General features: G+C 50.4%; 19 protein-coding genes and 2 tRNA genes. 3 read left to right on the top strand and 18 right to left on the bottom strand.

The window, feature by feature from the left end; translation table 11 throughout:
• Positions 1-74: 74 nt before the first annotated feature.
• The 14 genes from Pmgp_RS10950 to Pmgp_RS11015 form a co-directional block, all read right to left on the bottom strand.
• On the bottom strand, positions 75-266 hold the full coding sequence (locus tag Pmgp_RS10950; RefSeq protein ID WP_134214025.1) for a hypothetical protein: 192 nt from the start codon (positions 264-266) through the stop codon (positions 75-77).
• Positions 267-860: 594 nt separating this feature from the next.
• A tRNA-Arg gene (locus tag Pmgp_RS10955) sits at positions 861-937 on the bottom strand.
• 5 nt (positions 938-942) lie between these two features.
• Positions 943-1,016 (bottom strand) — tRNA-Gly (locus Pmgp_RS10960).
• A 92-nt stretch (positions 1,017-1,108) separates the two neighbouring features.
• Positions 1,109-1,594 carry a metallophosphoesterase family protein gene (locus Pmgp_RS10965; RefSeq protein WP_134214026.1) on the bottom strand — a complete coding sequence of 162 codons (486 nt, stop codon included), beginning with the start codon at positions 1,592-1,594 and terminating at the stop codon, positions 1,109-1,111.
• Positions 1,591-2,205 (bottom strand): XTP/dITP diphosphatase, encoded by a 615-nt coding sequence (locus Pmgp_RS10970; RefSeq protein ID WP_134214027.1) that lies wholly within the window; start codon positions 2,203-2,205, stop codon positions 1,591-1,593. The genes Pmgp_RS10965 and Pmgp_RS10970 overlap by 4 nt, the downstream gene beginning before the upstream one ends.
• 5 nt (positions 2,206-2,210) lie before the next feature.
• On the bottom strand, positions 2,211-2,951 hold the full coding sequence (rph, locus tag Pmgp_RS10975; protein WP_134214028.1) for a ribonuclease PH: 741 nt from the start codon (positions 2,949-2,951) through the stop codon (positions 2,211-2,213).
• A gap of 70 nt (positions 2,952-3,021) precedes the next feature.
• Complete coding sequence (locus Pmgp_RS10980) at positions 3,022-3,792, bottom strand: MBL fold metallo-hydrolase (RefSeq protein ID WP_134214029.1); 771 nt, start codon at positions 3,790-3,792, stop codon at positions 3,022-3,024.
• Positions 3,793-3,821: 29 nt separating this feature from the next.
• Positions 3,822-4,595 carry an acyl-CoA dehydratase activase gene (locus Pmgp_RS10985; RefSeq protein ID WP_134214030.1) on the bottom strand — a complete coding sequence of 258 codons (774 nt, stop codon included), beginning with the start codon at positions 4,593-4,595 and terminating at the stop codon, positions 3,822-3,824.
• A gap of 8 nt (positions 4,596-4,603) precedes the next feature.
• Positions 4,604-5,581: a 2-hydroxyacyl-CoA dehydratase family protein gene (locus Pmgp_RS10990; protein WP_134214070.1), complete on the bottom strand. Its 978-nt coding sequence runs from the start codon at positions 5,579-5,581 to the stop codon at positions 4,604-4,606.
• A 208-nt stretch (positions 5,582-5,789) separates the two neighbouring features.
• Positions 5,790-7,580, bottom strand: coding sequence for an N-acetylmuramoyl-L-alanine amidase (locus tag Pmgp_RS10995; protein ID WP_134214031.1), 1,791 nt, complete (start codon positions 7,578-7,580; stop codon positions 5,790-5,792).
• A gap of 337 nt (positions 7,581-7,917) precedes the next feature.
• A complete protein-coding gene (locus Pmgp_RS11000; RefSeq protein WP_134214032.1) occupies positions 7,918-9,276 on the bottom strand; it encodes an APC family permease in 1,359 nt (452 codons plus the stop codon).
• A 2-nt stretch (positions 9,277-9,278) separates the two neighbouring features.
• The gene (locus Pmgp_RS11005; RefSeq protein ID WP_134214033.1) at positions 9,279-9,632 is read right to left on the bottom strand and encodes an alkyl sulfatase C-terminal domain-containing protein; all 354 of its coding nucleotides are present in this window, start codon (positions 9,630-9,632) and stop codon (positions 9,279-9,281) included.
• 60 nt (positions 9,633-9,692) lie between these two features.
• Positions 9,693-10,610, bottom strand: coding sequence for a quinate 5-dehydrogenase (locus Pmgp_RS11010; protein ID WP_134214034.1), 918 nt, complete (start codon positions 10,608-10,610; stop codon positions 9,693-9,695).
• Between the two features lie 403 nt (positions 10,611-11,013).
• Complete coding sequence (locus tag Pmgp_RS11015; RefSeq protein ID WP_134214035.1) at positions 11,014-11,406, bottom strand: hypothetical protein; 393 nt, start codon at positions 11,404-11,406, stop codon at positions 11,014-11,016.
• A 169-nt stretch (positions 11,407-11,575) separates the two neighbouring features.
• Between Pmgp_RS11015 and Pmgp_RS11020 the strand changes: the two genes are divergently transcribed.
• Both Pmgp_RS11020 and Pmgp_RS11025 read left to right on the top strand, forming a co-directional pair.
• Entirely contained in the window at positions 11,576-12,010 is a 435-nt protein-coding gene (locus tag Pmgp_RS11020) for a hypothetical protein (protein ID WP_134214036.1), read from the top strand.
• 55 nt (positions 12,011-12,065) lie between these two features.
• The gene (locus Pmgp_RS11025; protein WP_134214037.1) at positions 12,066-12,452 is read left to right on the top strand and encodes a cupin domain-containing protein; all 387 of its coding nucleotides are present in this window, start codon (positions 12,066-12,068) and stop codon (positions 12,450-12,452) included.
• Between the two features lie 424 nt (positions 12,453-12,876).
• Here Pmgp_RS11025 and Pmgp_RS11030 read toward each other — a convergent pair whose 3' ends face one another.
• A complete protein-coding gene (locus Pmgp_RS11030; protein WP_134214038.1) occupies positions 12,877-13,560 on the bottom strand; it encodes an MBL fold metallo-hydrolase in 684 nt (227 codons plus the stop codon).
• Between the two features lie 163 nt (positions 13,561-13,723).
• On the opposite strand from Pmgp_RS11030, the gene Pmgp_RS11035 reads away from it, so the two are divergent.
• The gene (locus Pmgp_RS11035; RefSeq protein ID WP_134214039.1) at positions 13,724-14,509 is read left to right on the top strand and encodes a PilZ domain-containing protein; all 786 of its coding nucleotides are present in this window, start codon (positions 13,724-13,726) and stop codon (positions 14,507-14,509) included.
• Positions 14,510-14,926: 417 nt separating this feature from the next.
• On the opposite strand, the gene Pmgp_RS11040 is transcribed toward Pmgp_RS11035, so the two are convergent.
• The 3 genes from Pmgp_RS11040 to Pmgp_RS11050 form a co-directional block, all read right to left on the bottom strand.
• On the bottom strand, positions 14,927-15,379 hold the full coding sequence (locus Pmgp_RS11040; protein ID WP_134214040.1) for a hypothetical protein: 453 nt from the start codon (positions 15,377-15,379) through the stop codon (positions 14,927-14,929).
• Between the two features lie 195 nt (positions 15,380-15,574).
• Positions 15,575-15,898: a CC/Se motif family (seleno)protein gene (locus tag Pmgp_RS11045; protein ID WP_134214041.1), complete on the bottom strand. Its 324-nt coding sequence runs from the start codon at positions 15,896-15,898 to the stop codon at positions 15,575-15,577.
• A gap of 314 nt (positions 15,899-16,212) precedes the next feature.
• Positions 16,213-17,235: an XdhC family protein gene (locus tag Pmgp_RS11050; RefSeq protein WP_134214042.1), complete on the bottom strand. Its 1,023-nt coding sequence runs from the start codon at positions 17,233-17,235 to the stop codon at positions 16,213-16,215.
• Positions 17,236-17,280: the final 45 nt, after the last annotated feature.

Genomic DNA, 17,280 nt, shown 5'->3' on the forward strand with positions numbered 1-17,280 from the left:
GTCAAGGCTTGCCGGACAGGTCGTGGCAACAGGTTAAAGTGGAGAGATTGTTCTAGTCAAAAATACCTTTAATTCTATGTAAACAAGAGAATAAGGGAGTAGACTCTAAAATTAGGGGTTTGAACCGCACCGGTTCCCGGTATGACTTCTCCGCTCTCAGGATTTAAACACAGGTAAACTTCAAGTTCTCTTAAATCTTCATCGTCTAAGCCGCATTGGCGCCAGCACTTTTCGAACTCCGGCAAAACCACAAATTCTCTAGTCATGAAAACACCTTCTGTTATATTATACCCTATTGAATAGGGTAATGTCAAAATCATACTTTTATTAAACGACCAAAAAGAGCTACAGCACCCGCCACAGCTCCACCTCGGCAACATCCTCCCTTTCGCTGCGGGTCTGCGCCGCTGCGCCAAGTTCACACAGCGCCACCGCCGAGATATGTTTGCAGTGCATGCCGCGCCGGCGGTAATCGCTGCAGATGCAGCTGATCTGCTAGCCCTTGGGCGCTTAAATTTTAACCCCCGGCCTTATTAAACTACCCAGCTTTAGGTTCTGGGCGTGCAGCTGCACACCTTTCCCGCCTTACACCTGGTTACTAGGCTTTCGTTCGTGCGCTCCGCTTCGTGCACCGGCTCCGACCTAGGGCAAGGTACCGTTCAGGCCAGGCTTTTAATAATAGGGTTGTTCTGGCCAGCACCGTGCTCATCTCCCTCCAAGGAAAATACATCTGCCCCTGGATTAGGGACTAAAAAGCAGAAAGAACAATCAGGAAAGTAAGATAAAATTTTTTATTCCCTCTTTGTTCCCCTTTAACCAAAAATCGCCTTCGGGTTAAACCCCGGAGGCGTTGATATTACTGGCGTCCCAGGAGGGATTCGAACCCCCGGCCTACGGATTAGAAGTCCGTTGCTCTATCCGGCTGAGCTACTGGGACAAATATGGAGCGGGTGAAGGGAATCGAACCCTCGTAATCGGCTTGGAAGGCCGACGCTCTACCATTGAGCTACACCCGCTTAAGAATTATCTTTTTTGAAGCAATTAATATTATAACCAAAAAGGAGACCGGAGTCAAAGTTATTTTAGCCGCAGGCGAGCCCAATTATTGTTAAACACGGTGGATTGCGGCCTCAATGCCATCCTCGCTGATTTCCAGGACTCCGTAGCTGGGCCGCGCCTGGTCGCGTGGTTTGCCGATGCTGCCGGGGTTGAAAAACAAAACACCGTCCTCTTTTACGTTTTCAGCCATGTGGGTGTGGCCGAAAACAATGGCTTCCGCTCCTGCTTCCCTGGCGCGTTCAAGTATTTTATCAGGCCAGTGCTTGCCCCAGCCAATATGGCCGTGGGTAAGCAGGATGCGGCGCCCGGCCAGGTCAATCAACTGCTCTTCCGGCCCTACATCTATTTTGTCACAGTTGCCAAGTACAGCCTTGACCGGCAGTCCGGTCGCCTCAGCCAGTGCGACAGCGTCCCGGTAAAGGTCGCCGGCATGCAGCACCAGGTCTACCCGCCCGGTTTCTTGAAGCGCCTTGAAGGCATACTCCAAACGGCCGTGGCTGTCGCTGAAAACTATTACACGGAAGGGCCGCGTCACTCTTCCTCTTCCTCCATCATCTTTTTCAAATCGGACAGGATGTCCAAGACTCCGGCCAGCGCCTTGCCCCGGTGGCTGATTTTATTTTTTGTTTCGAGGTCAAGCTCCGCAAAGGTCTTATCATACTCCGGCAGGTAAAAAAGAGGGTCATAGCCAAAGCCGCCGTCACCGCGCTCTTCGGAAGTGATCAACCCCTCACAGGTTCCCTCCGATATGTAAACAAAACAGTCGGTGTCGGCGACAGCGATGATACATTTGAAGCGGGCCGTGCGCTCCTCGGCCGGGACACCCTCCAAAAGCTCCAGCAGCTTCTTCTTGTTGGCGCTGTTGTCTCTTTCCTCGCCGGCAAAACGGGCCGAATAGACTCCCGGCAGGCCTTCCAGGCAATCAACCTCAAGGCCTGAATCATCCGCCAGCGTGGGCAGTCCTGTCTGCATACATACTTCGGTAGCTTTGATAATGGCGTTTTCTCTGAAGGTTTCCCCGTCCTCGACGATCTCTTCTATCTCAGGAAAATCAGCCAGTGATAGGATCTCAATATCCTGCCCGGCCAGCAATTCGGTCATTTCCTTGATTTTACCCTCGTTTTTTGTGGCCAGTACAAGCTTCACTCCGCTCACCCCCCAATAAATGACGCAATTTCACCAAGCGCTTCTTTTTGAGCAAAAATCAACCGGTTAATCCCCTGTGCCGCCAGGTCAATCATCATGTTCATTTCCTGCCTGGTAAAGGAAGCTTCCTCACCTGTGCCCTGCACTTCGACAAACCGGCCCGAGCCCGTCATTACAATGTTCATGTCCACTTCAGCGGAGGAATCCTCCACGTAGCAGAGGTCCAGCAGCAACCCGCCCTTCAGCCTGCCCACACTGGTGGCCGCAACAAAGTCGGTGACAGGTATGCGGCTGAGCAGGCCTTGTCCCTTTAAATGGTTCAGGGCGTCCACCAGCGCTACAAAGGCGCCGGTTATAGACGCTGTGCGGGTGCCGCCGTCAGCCTGGATTACATCGCAATCAAGCCAGACAGTCCTCTCACCCAGGGCTGTAAGGTCAACCACCGCCCGCAGTGAACGGCCGATCAGCCGCTGGATCTCGAAGGTGCGGCCGCCAACTTTGCCCCTGGCCGCCTCTCTTTGCGTCCTGGTACCTGTGGCGCGGGGAAGCATCCCGTATTCAGCGGTAACCCAGCCCTTGCCCTCCCCTTTCAGAAAAAGCGGCGGCTTTTCTTCAACCGAGGCGGTGCAGATCACTCTGGTATCCCCCATCTCGATCAGCACCGAGCCTTCGGCGTGTTTGATATAATTTCTGGTTATGCGCACCGGACGCAGCTGGTCCGGCTGTCTTCCGTCAACTCTCGGCATATCCAGGCCCCTTTCATTTATATAATAAATACCGCCCGGGCGGCAATATTTCCTGTGAATTCCACAGAACCTAGACCCGGTGTGTTTCGCCTTCACGGGCAAGCGACACTACGCCGCTAAAACCCTCCTCAGCTTGCTTGCTCAACAGGGAAAGGTCATACTCAGGCCAGAAATGAGTGAGCAGGAGCCTTTCAGCACCCGCCTCACGGGCTGTTTCTCCCGCCTGGCGGGCGGTCAGGTGGATGCCCCGCATGGCTTCGGTGTCGCTGTCCAGGCCGCTGGCCTCACAAAGGAAAAGGTCAGCACCCTCAGCCAGGGCGGTCAGCTCTTTGGTAGGCGCGCTATCGCCGGAAAATACCAGCTTGTGATTGTCCTCAATAGAAATTGAATAACCCGGCAGGGGGTGCAGCGCAGGCACAAAGCGAAAAGTCAAACTTCCCAGTTCAAGCCTCCGTACATTTAAACCTTTTGGCGTGTTCTCAACTGGCAGGCTTTCAAGCGCTGCGGTAATAAAAGCCTTTTCATAACCGGCCAGCAGTTTGAAGTCAGCCGCGGGTTCAGACGGGGCAAACAGTTTGAGAGGCGCTTCCCGGCTCCCGTCACGCCTGGCGCCTTCTATGGCGTGCCGCAGGGAAAACAGGTCCAGGTAGTGGTCATGGTGCAAGTGGCTGATAATCACCGCATCCAGCATGCGGAAGTCGATCAGACGCATCAGCGCGCTCAGTGTACCGTTCCCGGCATCCAGAAGCACATTCAGCCCGCCTGACCGGATCAGGTAGCCGGAGCAGGCGCCCCCGGCCCTGGGATATGGCGCCCAGCACCCTAAAACTGTTAATTTCACTGAAAACTCACCTCAAACATTTAAACTCTTTAAACGGCCTGCCAGATGCCGCCGGCATCAGCGCAGCAGCCTATGGCTCCCGCAAATTCAGGGTTTTCAGGAACGACCACAGAGGCCGCCGTGTTATCTTTGATAATCTGCACAAGGGCCTGGTTGTAAGCCACCCCGCCTGTGAAAACGATTTTTTCACTGGGCAGCTTAACCAGCATGGGTAAAATACGCTTGAAAATACTGTGGTTAACCCCGGCAGCCAGAGAGGCAACCGAATAACCTTCCACCACCTTGCCGATCAGCTCGCTTTCCCCGAAGATGGCGCAGGTCGAGACCAGTTCTGCCGGGGACTGGTGGTGCCGGCTCAGTTCTTCCAGGCTGATGTTTAAAGCCGCCGCCATGTTTTCCAGGTAACGGCCGGTGCTTGCGGCACATTTATCGTTGGTCATAAAATCCACCATGCGGTTTCCTCTCACCAGGGCGACCTTGCTGTCCTGCCCGCCCAGGTCCAGCAGGGTGAAGTCAGCCAGGCCGGTGAGGCATATAGCGCCCAGCACATGGGCCTTGATTTCCGGGATAACCCTGGCCCCTTTTACTTTCACTGTATGGCGGCCGTAGCCGGTCGCGGTAATGGTCTGACCGGCAGCCGGCAGGCCTGTGGCCTCAATATCCAGCGCGAACTCCCCACCTGATGTCCCGCCGTATTTACGGTAAAACTCCATAGTATCGAACTTATCTAATTTCAGGGTGTTATGTTCATCCCTTAAAGCAACTTTCACACTGCGGCTGCCCAGGTCAATTCCGGCAAACATCTGCAAGGTCACCTCAACATATCCAAAAAAACATCCAGGCGCATCCTGGTGCGGGCATCCAGCCTGTTGGGCATGTCGCCTTCCAGGGTAAGCACCGGCAGGCTGAGCCTGTTCCTGACAATCAGGTCTTCAATCTGCCTGTAGCAAAAGCTCTGGGCGTAGTGAATAATCCCGTCGAGCTGCCGCCTGGCGATTTCCCGCCCGATATCCTCCAAACGGAAGAAAATGCCGTAGGGATAAGTGTACAAGCGGTATTGCTCCACCAGGTCAGCGGTCTCAAAAGGCATGGTAAACTGCCTCTGAGTCTCATTATATACCACCCGGGCGCCGCGCTCTTCCAGGTATTCGTATATTTCGCCCATGATCGGCGGCACACCGATATACCCTAGCCGCAGGTCTTCCCTGCGGGGCTCTGCGCGCCGTGCTCCGGCCAAAAATTCATCCAGCTCCGCGTCGAATTTTTCCGGGTCGCTGTTAAAGTCACTGCAGCAGATCTGGTACAGGTGGTTCTCCCAGCCCCCGACCCGGTTTTCCTCCCAGGTCAGCCTGTCCAGTTCCCACACCTTTCGCCTGACCCGGTCTAACCGTTCTTTTTGTTCTGTCACCTGCTGCCAGGAAACATTGAAAAAACTCATCATTTTTTCAATCTGCAGGTGCAGCAGGTCGTAATCACGGTCGTAGGGAAAAGCGAAGGGGACTGTTTTAATACCAGCTTCTTGCAGGGTTTCCATCAAGGCGTGCGTATTGCTGCAATCACCCTGGGTTACCGCTACAATGGTCTGTATGTCGCTGTTTTTCAACACGGTGCTGTAGATGCCCTTAATCCAGGCGCACAGGTTGCGGGGATAGCCGGCAAGCTCGGCTTCCTCTACCAGCGCCTGGGGGTTTTCATCTGTGATAAACACATTGTTCAGGTCAACAGGCGTCCAGCCCGCGGCGTAAATTACTTCAACCGGTATGGTTGTGGTAATACCTACCTTTAGCAATCTCTCACTTCTTTCCAGATTCATCTATACAAAACAGCCGCAATTATAATATGCCCCCGCCTTGGGAGGACAAATCTTAAAAATGATACTGTTCAATTTTCTTTATATTCCCTGGCCAGGACAAGTGTTCCTCTTTTTTACCCGCAAAAAAATCCCGCCTCTGCTCATTGACAAAGACGGGATGTACTCTTTTGAAGTTATTATGAACTTACGCGTTTCTTCTTTCAGAGAAATAGAGCCCGATGCCCCTGGCAATAGCCTCTGCGGCGCCGTTTTTAAAATTGTCGGTGTTCATATACCTTTCTTCCGGCAAGTTGGAGATAAAGGCCAGTTCGGCCAGTATCGCCGGCATATTGCTGGTCCGCAGCACCGCAAAGTTAGCGCTCCTTACGCCGACATCCCTGAGGCCCAAGGTTTTCAGCAGTTCCTTCTGGACGTAGTTCGCCAGCCTGTTGCTTTCCTGAATCCTGGCGGTCTGTTTGGGATCGCCGGCGCCGCTGTAAATATAGGTGCTGGTGCCGCCCAGAGACCGGTCGTTATTGGCGTTGATATGGATACTCACAAAAACATCGGCTTTGGCTTTATTAGCCTTGTCGGTCCTTTGATACAAATCAGTTTCCGTCTTTTCATCGGTCCTGGTCAAGATAACCTTGGCTCCGCGGGCTTCCAGGATTTTCGCCAGCCTCTTGGCGATATCCACTGTAATGTCTTTTTCCTTCGTGCCCATACTCCCCACAGCTCCGGGGTCTGGACCGCCGTGGCCGGGGTCAATGGCTATAACCTTGCCGGTGTACGAGTTGCTGATGTCAGGAATATAGGTCTCCACGGTTAAAGTTTTCTTGTCGCTGGACAGTGAGGCCACGTACTGGGCTCCGCCGGACAGGTCAAAAACCACCCTGGTGACATCCGGGTTCTTCTGGAAACTGCCTGTCCGCACCTGAAGCACAGTTTTTGAATTAACACTGGTGCTGAGCGGCAGATTCCCTATGGCAATCCCTTTTAAGTCAAGGACCAGGCGGTACGGGTTATTGAGGGAGAAAGAGTCGTATACTATCGGCGCGTTGGCCTCAATAACAGCGCTGGTCTTGTTGCCTGAGTTGTTGACTTTCAAGGAAAGCGCCTGAGCTGATTGACTGCTGGTATTTCCGCTGCTCCCGCTGGACGCTCCGCCGCCGGTCTGTCCGGCCGGCGTCTCAGGTGTTGTTGGTGTTTGCGGGGTCGTCACAGGCGCAGACTGGACACTAACTAACCAGCCGGCTACCCAACCTGTGCTGCCGACGGGCAGCTTGACCCGGACCCAGTCACCCGACTGTTCCAGCACCGGCAGGCTTTGGCCCTGTGTTACCTGGCCAACCACCGCGTTGGTGGTACCCGGCCCATTTCTTACGTTAACAACACTGCCGGTAACGACGGCTGTTTTTCCGCTGTCCGCTGACCCCGAGCCCGCGGCAGGAGTTGTATTCACTGGTGTGGGAGCTGTTGCAACAGGTGTGCCGACAGCTACCAGCCAACCCGCTACCCAACCGGAAGCTCCGCTGCTGAGGCTCACCTTATACCAATCGCCTGATTTGTCCAGGACCGGCAGGCGGTCCCCCAGGTTAGCCTGTGCAATTATGCCGTAACTGGTATCAGGGCCGCTCCTGATATTTACGGAACTGCCGCTGACCACGGCAACCTGGCCGCTGCTTTGTGGCGCGGCAGCCTGGGCCGCCTGCTCAACGTTAACCAGCCAGCCGGCGATCCAGCCATTTTGACCGGAAGGCCGGTTTACACAATACCAGTCGCCTGATTGAGACACAATAGTGAGGCGGTCGCCCGAACTCGCCTGAGCAATAATGTCATAAGTCGTGCCGGGGCCGGTGCGGATATTGACAGAATCGGAGGCCACCACGGCAGTGTCGGCAAACACAAGTTGAGGAAACGCCAGGAGGAAGCCAAGGAACAGAGCAAACGCCAGTATTACCGGTAAGCCAAAAGATGATTGGTATCTTACGTGCATTCTCAACCCCCCTCCGTCCACTGACGGATATAATACTTAAGGAACTTAAGTTTAAATTTCTACAAGCTACCCGACAATTCCTCTTGTTTCATTAAAAAGTACCGAAGGAAAAATCTACACTCTTTAATAAACGCAAGAATAAATGGCGGCCAGGCCAAAGCTTGTATTATTTTGCAGGATTGTCCCTTATTTTGTTAGACGGGTGTTTGGGTCAAACGGTTCCCGCCGAACCGCCCAAAAGCAGCATTTTCAGGAAAAATTAAGTTTTCATGAACTAGATTGGCACAATTACATTGAGGAAAGATAAGAAAATGAAAAGCAAGAGGGAAAAGTGTCGCTATTTACTCTCCAGACCTTCCGGGGCGCGCGCCGGGCGGCGTCTGGCGGCTGGTTTACGGGCCTCATATTTCTTTTTGAGGCGCGGCACGGCGGTATTAACATAAACCAGGACCACAACAAAAGCGGCGGCTATGTACAAAAGAGCAGAGATATCCGATGCCAGCACGGCAACAGCCAGCAGGGTGAAAACCAAAGCGGTCAGAAGCGGGACCAGATAGCCCCCCTTAATTAAATATGGACGTTCCCGGTCGGACATTTTGCGGCGCAGACTGATTACAGCCAGACCGGCCAGGGTGTAGACGATGGACTCCATCGCGGCGGCAAGACCCACCAGCACCACGTAGTTGCCGGTCAACATGGTTAAAGCGGCTGCAAGCAGGCCGATAAAAAAGAGGGTAATGATCGCCACATAGGGTGTGAAAAAGCGCATGCTGATTTTACTGAAAACCGCAGGCAGCACATGCTCCCTGGCGGAGGCGTACATGAAACGGGAAACACTGATTATACCGGCGTTAAAAGTTTTCAGGGAGGTGGCCAGGATTACTAAGATCATCACTGACGCGCCCAGATCACCCAGGACAGTCCTGGCCAATACCAGCTGGGGGGCGGGCGAGGCAACCAGGGTTGCCTTGGGCACAACAGCGGTCATGGCCACGGTGAAGACGGCGTAGACCACACTTAATATCCCCAGCGCAATCATCATACCCCTGGAAATCTGCTTAACCTGGGTGACTTCTTCCACCAGCGGTGTCACCCACTCAAATCCCACAAACAGGAACACACCCACAGCCACAGCCTGGATCATTCCGGTGGCGCCGCCGGGTGACAGCGGCGCGTTTAATTTAAAGCCAACTTTATACAGGGCAAAGAAGCCTATGAAAAGCATCACGGCAATCAGGCTGTAGGTAACCACATCCTGAAACACGCCGGCCATCTTGATCCCCCTGAGGTTCATCCCGGTAACCAGCAGGAGCATCACCACAATCCAGAGATAAGGCGGGATGGCAGGAAAAGCCTCACTCAGCACTTGGGACAGGATAAAGCTTTCCACCCCTACTACCCCGATCACCACGATCAGCATGTACAGCAGTGAGATTACCAGCGAGACCTGATCGTTGAAGGCCCGGCTGAAATAAAGGCGGATGCCTGCGGCGGTTGGCAGCAGGCCGTTTAATTCGGAAAAACAGGCGGCAGCTAAAAAACATAATGCCCCGCCGATCAATATGGCAATCCAGGCGGTGTCACCCAAAACGTAATTGGCTACCAGCACAGCCGCCACAAAAGACGAACTGGCCAGGGTCAGGCCGGCGCTGGTAGCGACCACTGTACGCAGGGTGAGTACCCTTTTAAGCTGCAAACTTATTCACCCCAAATCATCAGGCAGATAAAATCGAGCCTGGTGATATCGTCCTCAGAGCCCATAATGCGCAGGGTTCCGTCATTATACGGCTCTATCGGTGTAATGTCACCATAAAAAACGTCAGCCAGTGTTTCACTGTCTGAGATCACGGTTAAATCGGGGGCGTCTGCCTCACCCTCTTTTAGCTTCAGCACGCCGTCCTGCAGGACCCAGGTGTGTACTGAATCAACATCGGTAGCCTTGACTACAACCACCCGGTTCCAGTCCCTGTTCATTATTTTTAAACGGTCATTGTTATTATAGTTTTCGGTAAAAGTCTCTAGACTTTCTTTAATCTCCTGTTGTGTGGCCAATTCTTTACCCTCCCTGGCGGCTTTTATCTAATTTCTGACTATAAAGCTGCTGAAAAAAGTTTAAGCTTGGAGTGTTACTACGCGCGGGCGGAAATTCAACCTGTGCAAAAGGTCCAGGTAGTCCTGAGCGGAGATCTGGTCCCACTGCTTGCCCAGGATAGCCACCAGCGCGGCTTCCATCACGTTGGTGCCGAATGATCTCCCTCCATACTCGGGGGTAGTGGTCACCAATGTACCCACACCTTTTTCCTTCAAGAACTCAATATCATCACTGGTTGTGGTGTTGGTTAAAATAATTTGCCCCTGCATGCCGGAGGGCATAAAGCGGCGGATCAGGTGGAAGTCTCCCGCTATAACCTCTGCGTTGTGATAAAAATGGGCGAATTTCTGGACCTTGGCCTCATCCTGGCTCTCCTGCTTTTTACCCGTGGGGTAAACCAGGTGAAAAGGCATCTTGGTAATTTCGGGCAGGAGCTTGTTGGCGATCTCTTCGAGTTCCTCCACGGTCATAATCGGGTAGGGAATGCCTGCGGTAAAAATAAGGTCGCCAAAAGTCATGGCGCAGCCTATTTCCGCGAGGGCTTCAGCCATGCCAAACCGGTCCACCGAACTGACCATCAGCACCTTGGCGCCCTTTTTAAGCAACCCGGTTTCAGCGGCAAGAATCCGCACCACTTCCCGCTCCAGGGTGTTTTTCAGCCCGCTGCCGTCAACAACCGGGGTGGTTTTCACAGCATCCATCAATTTCAGGCCATCCTGGATGGCGTAACGTTTCTCTTTGACAAAAAGATAGACATCAATGCCGCCCAGGCCGATCGCGTCAACCTTACCGTCAAGATCCCTCAATAACTCCAGCGCCCGGTTAAAATCACCATCCGTGCCCATCCTGGCAATCTCAAACTCCTCCCCCAGGAGTTCGACAGTCACCTTATGGTCACGTTTGGTTGAGCCAAGGCTTACGCTGACCACCCGCTTCAAATTTAAAACCTCCAATCATCAGGGGGTGTTTACCAAAGTCTTTAGTACCCTACCATTGTATCCAAAAAAAGCTATAAATACAAGCTCTCCGCAAGGCTCGCCCCTCACTGGCGCAAAACAAATGGCAGCGATCAACGCAGGCAGGTTCGATTTTAACCGTACTAGGTATAAAGCGCCGGGATGTTTGAGGATATTGCTACGATGTGCGAATAAATTCGCACCTACACATAAAAAACACCAACAAAAAACCCTGCACAGAGCAGGGCGCAGACTGTCAACATATAGGATAACCTGAGTCCATAGTGTTGCAACAAGCTGCTTCATTGCGCAGCGGTTCAAGGAATGGGGACACGTCTCTATTTGGAGCCTATCACTGACGGCGAGCTATGTCCCCAAATTAAATTTAAACCATGCCGCCGTTCTGCTTGATAATATCTACCGCCTGGTCCAGTTTTCCTTCATTGGTTACCACGGTTACCATAAAGGACCTGCCGCCGCCCACTCCGTATTCTTCAGCGCCATAACCGCTCACTGAAGGGTCGGCGCCCAGTAGCACCCTGTTGTCGGCGCTCTGCTCAAGCCTGTTGTTGGTGGAGTACAGCACCGGGCCGGTGATGGTCTCCGCCCTGTTGATGGGATTGTTATAGTACCCGTCAATTTCCACGCCGTAGCGTGAGACCCGGTCCACCTGAACCACACCCACACCCGCGCTTTTCAGGGCTGCTGCAGCCTTTTGGGCCTGTTCGCTGGAAGGAAAATAAGAAAGGATGGAGCGCTCGCCGGGCTCTAGTTGCATGTCAACACCCCCGTGTTTTTCCTTAGTATAGCCCGGCATTTTTACATCATTCGATTTTAATTATTTCATTTTTTCACTTCAGTCTCCGGGCAAAGCAATCAATAGACTTTTTAGTGTTATAATCTTTAAAAAAGAAAAGATAAAAACCAGCCTGTTGTGAGGTGATAATATGATCTTAAAGGTTGATCCGGTTATTGACAGGCAAATCAGCGCCAATTGCTTAAAACCTTACCACGGCCACCCCGGCGGCTGTCCCAACTACGGCAGGAAAAAGGGCTGCCCGCCCGGAGCGCCACTCTTCTCAGATTTCATGGACCTCACCAAGCCGGTGTATGCGATTATTAACGTTATACCTCTGCATGCCGGCAGCGACGCTTTTTCCAGCCATGCATTAGAAAAAAAGAGCTTTAAGGAGGAAATCACATCGTTTTTGAGAGAACACCGGGGTTATCATGTCACAACCTGCCCTGAGGCAATGGGAGTGGATATCACCAAAACTCTCGCCGGCGCCGGCTTTAAACTGGAATGGCCGCCGCAAAACTACGTCTGCCAGGTGGCCTTAGCCGGGCTGAGAAATATAAAGGAAATAAAAAGCAAGTCGTGAGTGAAAAGTGATATAATTTAAAAGTGGTTAAAAATAAGACCGGGAGGTATTAAATGTGAACGAAACTGTCAAGGGACTGAGTGAAGGCAAAATAGTGTACACTGATAAAGAATTAAACGTTACAGATCTTGTGTGGAACCCGCATCCCAGCTTTACAGGTGTCTTTTTGAAGCACCTGGTAAAGGGGGATTCGACTGACGGCAAGTTCAGCTGTCATTTGATCAGGATCCAAGACGGTTTTGAGATAGGTGAGCATGTCCACGACGGCAAATGGGAATTCATCAATATTGTCGGCGGAGTGGGGAAAGGCGAAATAGCCGGCAAAGAGACAGTCTGTGAGCTCGGCGTTTCCCTGGTTGTACCTGAAAACGTGAAACACAGGATTGTGGCCGGCAGCGGTGATGTGTACCTGCTGGCAAAATTCATACCGGCGCTTTTGTGAACCTCCTCCGGGACAAGCCCGGAGGCTTCTCCACGAAGGTTTCTCATTTCAACGAAAGCTGCCCTGCCAAAGCAAGGTCTTACGCTCTCTCGTGAGCTACAGGGCCTTGGCCCTGGCCCGGTCCATGGGCATCTACTACTTCACCATGCGGCTACGTAGATACGTGCTTACTTGAAAGCACCAGTCTCTTTCGGGAATCAGTTTTATGCAGCAAACCATTTGACCTGCTGCAACCCCATACTGATTGTCAAAGAGCACAGGAATATTATACCATGGGAACGTCTGTTTGTAAAGACACTTATCGCCCTAAACGGGCGACCGCCCTTTTCATCCCACAGGACAAGCCCGTGGGTTTTCAGGGGCGAAGTTCTATAAAAAGCCTTTTGGAATACCTCATGGCAGAAAAGCCATGGGGTTTTGTTTTCTACCTGGTGTAGCGTCTCAGGTATGTTTCTATGTACCCTTTCACTTCCCCGGCAGGCTGGTATACACCGTAGTGCCCTTCACAAAGTATGTCGGCCTTCAAGGCAAGCAGGGACTGCATCGAATTCTTCCACTTTTTCCGGTCTGAACCCCAGGATGAGTCAAACGGCCCGTGAATATCCTGGCCAAATAAAACCCTGGTTCCTCCGGCGTCAACGTATGGGCTGATGCCGCCGGGAGTATGGCCGGGAGTGAGCACGCAGCGCAGGGTAAGGTCCCCGACAGCAATCTCCTGCAGCTCCCCTTTTAATACTATATCGACTGACACGGGCCTGTATTTCACACCATAGTACCGCTCCGCCGTCAGTTCCGGCCTGCCCCCGGCAACAGCATTCAGCTCCAGTTCATGACAGGCGACTTTAAGGCCGGTGTCTTTAAAATAACCAAGACCACCGATATGGTCGATATGTCCGTGGGTGGCGACCAAAATTTTTAACAACGATTTATCCAGGCCGAGTTTCTCTATGTTATTCATTATTTTCTCACAGGAATAGCCGAGCCCCGCGTCTACCAGCGCCAGTTCGCTGGCTCCGTCAACCAGGTAAACACAGCAATCCCTCCCGTCCGTTATCTCCGGACCGCCCACCATATACACCCGTTCGCAGATTTTATGAGGTTTGCCCATGATTAAACCACCTTTATGTTTGCTTCACAATTCACTATCATAGATTTTCCATGAATTAATTTGATACACCTTCATTTTAGTTTATAAAATAATCTTTTTATGCAAAAAAATCTTTAACGTAGTATTCTATAACTATACATTAAATTATTGGCAGGGATAGTGTATGTATTCAAACAGAAGAATATTTTACATCACAGCCTCAGTTTTTTTAATCCTGATGGCGCTAATGCTGCCGGCGGTCCCTTCTTTTGGTGATACCGACAATACTGCGTGGGACCTTACCCAGGCTTTTAAAGAAACCATCCTTAACCAGGAATCCAGCAACCGTCAGGTCCTCCTGCCCTTCCTGGCGCTGACCATCTTGCTGCTTGGACTGGTCATCTTTTGGGCGCTTGCCCAAAAAAGATCCGAAAAGCAAAACCCTAAAGGAGCGTGGGGTATTAGCGATTTCAGGCCTGCCGGCAGCCGGGGTGAACAACAAAGGGCCTGGATCCGCCTGCCCATCAACCAGTATTTTCTTTACGCCAGGGATGAAACTGAACGATATAAAAGGTCCAGGACCATAAACATCAGCGGCGGGGGACTGCTTTTTGCCACCGATCAGGAATTTAAGAAGAAGGATAAAATAAACATCAATATTGAAGTATCGCCCGGTAAAAAAGTGAACCTTATTGGTGAGGCCGTATGGGTGTCGGAAAACCCGTCCAATAATGCCTGCGGGCGCTTTCTGGTAGGCATCCGGTTTATCAACATACGGAGGGGTGACCAGGATTATATCGTAAGAAGAATCCTGAAAAGGCAACAGGAGATGATCGCCCAGGAAAGGCGGAAAAGCCAAAGTGAATGTGTTTTGTGCGGCATGCCGCTGCCGGAAGGAGACAGGGAAGAAAACAGGTCCCTCTGCCCAAGGTGCCGGGCGGGAGAGGACAATGTTATGCTTAAGCAGTAGAGAGCCATCTAAGAAAAGCAACTTCACAAAAAAGCCCTGCTCCGGAGAGCAAGGCGCTTGTTACAACAAATATAGTAATAAAAATAATGTTGATTTGCCGCAAGCACACTTTGAACTATGTCCTCAGGGTCGTTTTGCTCTATCATTTTAATGATTTCTAATGAGTAAAAATCACTACTAAGTGTTTTTTATCAACAGCTGATTTAATATCCCCATGGGGATATTTTGCATATCGTCATTAGTATATTGAGATTTATCCTCAATTATTAAAAATCCGCCCTGCCGGGTGGTTTCTGCCTTTTCTAAAATTTATCTTTAATTCGGCTCACTTGGATTAACCAGATAAAAACTGCGGATCACATCTCTACAGAATTTCCTCTTTCAGCAAAATAATCTGTGCTTGCCGGCACCTTAAACCTACGGCATGTACTTTTTAAAAACATCCCAATTATTTTCCCAAGCAGGATTAAGGCCTTTCTCCATAGTCAACCTGCGCTCCCAATTTTTAGTCCCGTGATATTGCCTGATACAAGCCTCCCCGACCTCTTTTTTTGTTGCTATCCAAAACCTGGGGCTTTCACTTTTTTTCGGCGAGCCCAACCAAACAAATACTACAAATTGATTGTCCGGAGCATTAACCCATCCTTCTTCGGATTCTTTTAGGATAAACGCATGGGACAGATCAGGATGACAGGATTTAACTTGAATATAACATAACTCTGTACCATCTTTGTTTCCAGCCAGGATATCATCATGAGAAAAATTTTCGGTAAGCAGAGAATTAGAAATGCCTCTTTTTGACAGCTCTGCCGCTACATACAATTCACCGGCATGACCTCCAAGCTTTTTAATCCACTGAGGTGTTTTCATATTTACCCCCATAATTAATAGTCTTGGTAATTATTTTAAACCATTACACCAATTCTCCTCCAATGTTTGATAAATTTTTATTTTCATTCTCCCTCTTATAATTTAGCGCCTTATGCAGACTAAAAAAGGGGCAGCCGGCCAGGTTAGCCAGGTGCCCCCAATTAATATCCCCGTATTTAATATACATTTTAAATTTTAATCAGATTCCGGTATACCCCCAAAATAATCCTTGTATCTCAACCCTTCGATATTCAGCCATTTAAACGGGGAGTTATTATCCGCCAGGCAGATCCTGGCCCCGCCTGGAGCAACAACAGCTCCCTCCTTAAAAACATAGACCTTAATCCCGCCGGCAATAACTTCTTCATAATGCTCAGGTGCGGACGGCTTATACTCAAACACAACGGGCTCGTTGCTGTAGCCGCAGCAGCTGGCCATAGATATCGATTCCACGGTAATGGCATCAATGTTATTTAGAATATAGTCCCTGGCTTCTTTGGAAATCTCTAATTTAATCATTTTCTTTACCTCCAGATAGAAGTTTCATATTTATATTGTAGTTAGATATCGAACTAACGTCAAGCTTTACCCGGCCTAAGAAATTAAAAAACCCGCAGTATTAAGCGGTTAACTTTGGCGTGTTTGGCAGTAATGTAAATATAAGCTCCCGTGAAAATGGCGGAGTCTGGGCCATTTCGCAGCCTCTTCCTAGCTGTCATTAATTTCGTTTATTTCTTACGGCGCGGTATCACAACTCCGCAACAGGAGCCCTCAACAACCTTTCAGGGTATAGCCGCCACAGCCAAGAGTGGACGGTATCCGGAGCAAAGTATTTATTTTTTGCCGGCACGAACTTCAATCAATTGGCCGGCAATACTGATGGCAATTTCAGCCGGAGATTCCGCCTTAATATACAAACCAATCGGCGAATAGATCCTTTGAATATCGTCTTGCGAAAAATTTTCCTCGACAGCCAGTCTTTTGCACGTCTCCGCTACTTTTGTTTTGCTTCCTATCATGCCTATATAGGAAGCATCCGTACGTAAAGCCTGTACAAGCACCGTATAATCATGCTTATGTCCTCTAGTCATGATTACGACATAATCTTTTGGATCGATTTGAACACTTGCCCCGATATTGTTAAAATCGCCCAGATAAGTAGCTTCTGCCTGCGGGAATATTTTTTTATCCGCGAATTCCGGCCGGTCTTCCATAACCACGCAACGGAACCCGACATGGGCTAATACAGGAACCAGTTCTTGCGCTACATGTCCACCGCCAAATATGCAAACCTTGCCTGCCCGGACTAAAGGTTCTATATAATATTTCCTGCCGTTTTTTACAGCCAAAACACTTTTGCTGTCCAGCAACGGCAAGATCTCCTCAGTCTTTATACTTTCGGAACCGAAAAGCCCTTCGCTTTGTACATATACAGCTAAACTCCATGCCACCTCATCCGTGATATCCGTAATGATCCAGGAATCTAAGTTCAAATCAAAAAGCGTTATAATTTTTTGCAGAAGAGCGATATTTTTCTCATCTCCGCCTTCAAAATATTGGAAATATACAGTGACATTCCCGCCACAAATCATCCCCAAGTCGGCAACTTGATTCGGTGAAAGAATAAAACCTTTGGAATAGGATTGTTTGTTGGAAATGACTTCTCTTGCAAGCTGCTGTGATTTATATTCTACGGCTCCGCCGCCTATCGTGCCAAAGGATTCTCCATTGGAGCATACAATCATCATTGCTCCCGCGCCTCTCGGCGTTGAGCCGGAGCTGGCAATTATGTTGGCCAATACAACGCTTTGACCTGATGAAATTTGTTCATACATTTTCTGAAACAACTCTTTCATTCCACTCATGTCCTTTCGTATATATTTTGCATATATTCTCCAACA

It is taken from the genome of Pelotomaculum propionicicum (assembly GCF_004369225.1).
Classification (GTDB): domain Bacteria; phylum Bacillota; class Desulfotomaculia; order Desulfotomaculales; family Pelotomaculaceae; genus Pelotomaculum_B; species Pelotomaculum_B propionicicum.